The 4,476-nt window shown below is 60.3% G+C and carries 5 protein-coding genes; 1 reads left to right on the top strand and 4 read right to left on the bottom strand.

Features of this window, described 5'->3' with window-relative positions; genetic code table 11:
• The first annotated feature begins 390 nt into the window (after nt 1-390).
• Nucleotides 391-744, top strand: a complete 354-nt coding sequence (locus EN964_RS25925; protein WP_127269861.1) for a hypothetical protein — start codon at nt 391-393, stop codon at nt 742-744.
• 124 nt (nt 745-868) lie between these two features.
• Here the strand turns inward: EN964_RS25925 and EN964_RS25920 are convergent, their stop codons facing one another.
• The 4 genes from EN964_RS25920 to EN964_RS25905 form a co-directional block, all read right to left on the bottom strand.
• Nucleotides 869-1,732, bottom strand: coding sequence for a quinoprotein dehydrogenase-associated SoxYZ-like carrier (locus tag EN964_RS25920; RefSeq protein ID WP_127269859.1), 864 nt, complete (start codon nt 1,730-1,732; stop codon nt 869-871).
• 117 nt (nt 1,733-1,849) lie between these two features.
• Nucleotides 1,850-2,821, bottom strand: a complete 972-nt coding sequence (locus EN964_RS25915; protein ID WP_127269857.1) for a quinoprotein relay system zinc metallohydrolase 2 — start codon at nt 2,819-2,821, stop codon at nt 1,850-1,852.
• Nucleotides 2,822-2,855: 34 nt separating this feature from the next.
• Entirely contained in the window at nt 2,856-3,596 is a 741-nt protein-coding gene (locus EN964_RS25910) for an ABC transporter ATP-binding protein (protein ID WP_127269606.1), read from the bottom strand.
• The gene (locus tag EN964_RS25905) at nt 3,565-4,389 is read right to left on the bottom strand and encodes an ABC transporter permease (RefSeq protein ID WP_127269855.1); all 825 of its coding nucleotides are present in this window, start codon (nt 4,387-4,389) and stop codon (nt 3,565-3,567) included. Before EN964_RS25905 ends, EN964_RS25910 begins: the two co-directional genes overlap by 32 nt.
• Nucleotides 4,390-4,476 lie beyond the last annotated feature (87 nt).

Here is a 4,476-nt window from a genome sequence, read left to right as displayed (position 1 = left end):
ATATAAGGAAATAACTAGGACAGTATTGGTTAGATAAAGTATTTCTACTAGCTAAATAACGGTTGACCGCATAAAATTTGATTATTTTTTGAGTTTTACATTTCACCTAAGCAAGGATTTTATTTAGCGGTATTCACTTCGATGTCTCGGCCTGGCCATCTACGTGCTGCATGGAGAATCGATAGTGGGCCAAGCATGAGATGATCGTTGGAGTTGGGGTGTGGAGCGGGCCATCAGGCCGCCATGCGGAACCACGGTCGATGAGTACCGCATTCCTCCTTTGGTCGTATACGGAAGCCATGGGCGCTTGACTGACTCTGCGGCTCGTTGCCAACTGCCACGGTGATCCCGACTTGGCACATCGCGCCCAGGCTAACCGGAGGTTTTCCCATGATCAGATATGTTGGATTTTCGACCTTGCCGCTGCTCCTGGCCGCGCCGCTGGCCTTCGCAAACCCGGCGGGCGCCGCGGGAGATTACCCGACAGCAACGATTGCCGATTACGTGCTCGGCTGCATGCAGACGAACGGCCAGACACGTAAGGCGCTGGAAAGCTGTTCCTGCTCGATCGACGTCATCGCCTCGATCCTTCCGTACGACCACTATGAGAGGGCCGAGACTTTCAAGAGTATGTCTTTGACCACAGGCGAAAACGCTGGGCTGTTTCGCGAAAGCGCACCGGCGAAGGCCGCCCGTACCGAATTGAAGCGCGCGCAGTCGGAAGCCGACGTGCGCTGCTTTTAGAGCCTGCTCCCTCCGCAAGCCGGATGGAGTTCCATCCTTTGCCTGGACATGATCCTCCCGAAATGAGCTTCACTTCGGGGATCGAGCTGGCAAGCATCCGGCATTACGGCGCAAGAGGGATACTTTAGAGACCTGCTGTCTCCAGGGGCCACTGATTGCGGAATGTTTTGCCATCCGTGTCGGTCGCTTCCACCTGGATTTCGCCGTTGCCATGCACGGTGAAATCGAACCGGAAATTGGGGTCTTCCGAAATCGATATTCCACCTTCCATGGAGAGGATCGGCCGGCCGGCTTGCGAGATCGACAGTTTCTGAACAAAATGCGCCGGTATGAAATACTGGGTCAGCGGATCCCGCTGCAGGCCCGAATTGTTAGGGTGCCGGATCATCAACTGCAGTTCCTCAGTCTTGGTCATCGTCTCTTTGGGCGGGAACTGGCGCAGCTTCATCTGACCCATCGTCGCGTTGGCCTCGTCCTGGTTCTTGACCGCAGGGGCGGAGCATCCGCCTGATGCCTTGACGAAGGTCTGCATCATATGGAGCTGGCCGCTCTGCGTCTCAGCGATGGCACGCAGATAGGAATAGTCGTTGACGCGCACGCGCGTCGACAGATGCGTCACGCCGGCATCCTTGCCGAGCTGGAACGTTGCCGCCACCGGTGCAGGGTTGGCATCGATGATCAAGGTAACGGATTTGATGCCGTCCGGCGCCTTGGCTGGATCGAGATAGATGTCCACGGGCACGATGGCGGCATCCTGCGCCCGCTTCGGCGCTTCGATCCTGACGACGCCGGTATCGACCAGAATTGCCCGATCGCCGAACACGTCGCCCTTCAAGTCATGCCAGATTCTGTCCGAGGACGCGGTTGTTTGCTGTGCGCTGGCGGTTCCGGAGGAACCGAGCAGCGTGCCGATGGCCAAGATGATCGCGACAAAAACGGATGCGAGCGGCAAAGCGAGCTGCCGGCTCGAGTAAGGGTGATTTTGCATTTCGATGCCTCCACCAATGCAGAGAGGTGGTGCCCAGGCTGGCGTTGAGGATAAGCCTTTGGCGACGCCTTGGCAAATCGCCGTGCCTTACAGCTGCTGGACGCATGTCGGCATCGTCTATTCCCACTCGAGTTCGGCAAATGCGGCCGTTGCGTTGCGCTGGTTGTAGTCGTCGAACAGGTGCCAATTATCCCGTTCGGTTTCGCCAGCGGTTTTGACTGCTTCGCGCAGCGGCGTTCCGTCGGCGATCGCCTTTCGGATATCGCGCGCCAGAATCTCGAAATAGCGTCGCTCCCCCGCCAGCGCCTGTGGCCAGTCGGCCGTTACAGGACCATGACCTGGAACGACGCGCGTGGCGTCGATCGCGGTGAGCGCATCCATCTGGCGGAGCCATCCAAGCAGTGATCCGTCGAGCGTCGGCAAGGAGCCCATGAACACGAGATCGCCGGCAAAAAGCGTTCTGGTCGCGGTATCGAATACGGTCAGGTCGTTGTCGGTGTGCGCCGCCTTCCATGCCCGCAGTTCAATCATGCGCCCGCCGAGGTCGAGTTGCAGGCGATCGTCGACCAGCATGGTCGGCGGCACGATCTCGATCCCCTCCATCAACGCCTCGCCAAGCTGTTCGCGATAGTTGTGCAGATAGAACGCTCCACGCGCCTCGAGAGCACGCGGCAGATTGCGGTGACCGACGATGGTCGCGCCGATCTTCCGGAATGCCGCATTGCCGAAGATGTGGTCGGGATGCATGTGGGTGTTGACCAGGAAGCGAACCGGCTTTGCTGTCAGCTTTCCGATCGCGGCGAGAAAGGCCTGCGCCTCGATCAGGCTGCCACCGCTGTCGATGACGGCAACCGCATCGGTGCCGATGACGGCGCCCAGATTGCAGATCGCACCGTTGTTGGCGGCGGTCATCAATTCATCCGCGCCCTGGAAGGCGAAGACGCCGTCGGCGATTTGCGTGGTCGAGAACCGCAAGCTGCCGCCTGCGGCCAGAACGGCTCGTCCGAGGCAGCATGGCAGCAAGGCGGCGCTGGCAGCGGTGCAGGTGAAGCCACTCACAAGCCTGCGTCTTAGCCGATCAACCGACATGAAGGCCTCCGATATGCATTTCGCCAGCAGGCGATCAGGTGACGTCCGGAAATCTATGATGGAACGACCGCAGGAGGTCGCTCATCACCTGCGAATTGCGATGTTGCCGTGGCAACCGTACGTCGAACACGCCGAGCACATGGGTTGGCCGTGGCGCGAGCACGATGATGCGGTCCGACAGCATCAGTGCCTCGCGTAGATTGTGCGTCACCATCAAGGCGGTCGTTGGCCGTGCCGACCACACGGTCAAAAGCAGATGCCGAAGCCGCTCGGCGGTCTGTTCGTCGAGCGAGACAAAAGGTTCGTCCAGGAAAAGCACCGCCGGCTCGGTGGCGAAAGCCCTGGCAAGTGCTGCCCTGCGCGCAAGGCCGAGCGACAGTTCGGCAGGATAGAGCGAGCGCATGCCGGCGAGGCCGAGCGTGTCGAACAGCCCGTCGAGATTTTTCGCTCTCAAGCTTTTGGGCAACGCCAGCCTGACATTCTGTTCCACCGTTCGCCACGGCAGCAGGGTCGGTTCCTGGAATACGGCGGCGATGCGGTTCGAACCTCCTTGCGGCAACTGAAAGGAGCCGGAAAAGTCTTTGTCCAAGCCAAGCAGGATACGCAGCGTCGTGGTTTTGCCGCAGCCCGACGGTCCCAGCAAGCAGGCGAATTCGCCTTGCCGGACCTCGAAGGAAAGGTCCTGAAGCGCCGTGATCGAGACGCCTCGCGTGGACCTGAAGGTCTTTTCGGCGATGTCGACCTTAAGCGGGACGACGGCGCCAACGGGTTGCATGTCGTTCAACGGGCTGCACCAGGAGAAGTTCAATGACAAGCATCACCGCCACGAAAGCCAGCGTGTAGGCAAGGATGGCGGCGACATCGAAGAGCTGGAAATAGAGATGGATCTGGAAGCCGACACCGTTCGAGCGGCCGAGCAGTTCGACGACCAGGACGATCTTCCAGATGAGGGCAATGCCGGATCGCGATGCGGCGGCAAGATAGGGCTGCAATTGCGGCAGCAGGATATGGCGGATGCGTTCAAGGCGGCCGAAGCGATAGACGGTGGCCATTTCGGCGTAACTTGGATCAAGCGCCCTGGCGCCTTCGCGCATCGTCACCACGACATTCGGGATCTTGTTCACCGCCACCGCGCCGATCGCCGCCGCCTCGTTGAGGCCGAACCAAATGTAGCCGAGGACGATGACCACCAGCGCCGGGATGTTGAGGAACAGGATCACCCATGGGTTGAAAAAGCGGTCGACGCGACGATGGCTGCCGAGCAAAACGCCGATGACGGATCCGATGATCATGGCGACGATATATGCCGCGGCGACCCGGCCGAGAGTCACGCCGAGATGGTAAAAGAGGTCGCCGCTCGCAGCCTCCCTGAGAAGCACCTGCCAGACCTGCCGAGGCCCTGGAAAGGCACGGCTTGGCCAGACACTTGCCGCAAGGTTCCACAGCAGGCAAAGCCCGAGCAGGGAGACCGCAACAGTCAGCGCGGGCATGAGTGCCGTCGCCAGACTGCGTCGGCCGGACATGCTCGGCGGAGCATCACGCGTGCCGTCGGTTCCCAATGCGGTCATTTCCGGGGATCCTGCCAGAACGTGCCGGGCGCCATTTCCGGCGCGCTGCCGACAAGTTTCGCGCCGCCGATCGCCGCCAGCACATGG

The organism is Mesorhizobium sp. M7A.F.Ca.CA.001.10.2.1 (assembly GCF_003998575.1).
Taxonomy (GTDB): domain Bacteria; phylum Pseudomonadota; class Alphaproteobacteria; order Rhizobiales; family Rhizobiaceae; genus Mesorhizobium.
Note: the sequence above shows the minus strand (reverse complement) of the source record. Positions and strands in the feature narration are given on the sequence as shown.

Bases quoted from the DNA above. Each gene is read 5' to 3' on its own strand.
- EN964_RS25925 (WP_127269861.1), top strand. From the start codon at position 391: ATGATCAGATATGTTGGATTTTCGACCTTGCCGCTGCTCCTGGCCGCG.
- EN964_RS25915 (WP_127269857.1), bottom strand. From the start codon at position 2,821: ATGTCGGTTGATCGGCTAAGACGCAGGCTTGTGAGTGGCTTCACCTGC.
- EN964_RS25910 (WP_127269606.1), bottom strand. From the start codon at position 3,596: ATGCAACCCGTTGGCGCCGTCGTCCCGCTTAAGGTCGACATCGCCGAA.
- EN964_RS25905 (WP_127269855.1), bottom strand. From the start codon at position 4,389: ATGACCGCATTGGGAACCGACGGCACGCGTGATGCTCCGCCGAGCATG.
- EN964_RS25920 (WP_127269859.1), bottom strand. From the start codon at position 1,732: ATGCAAAATCACCCTTACTCGAGCCGGCAGCTCGCTTTGCCGCTCGCA.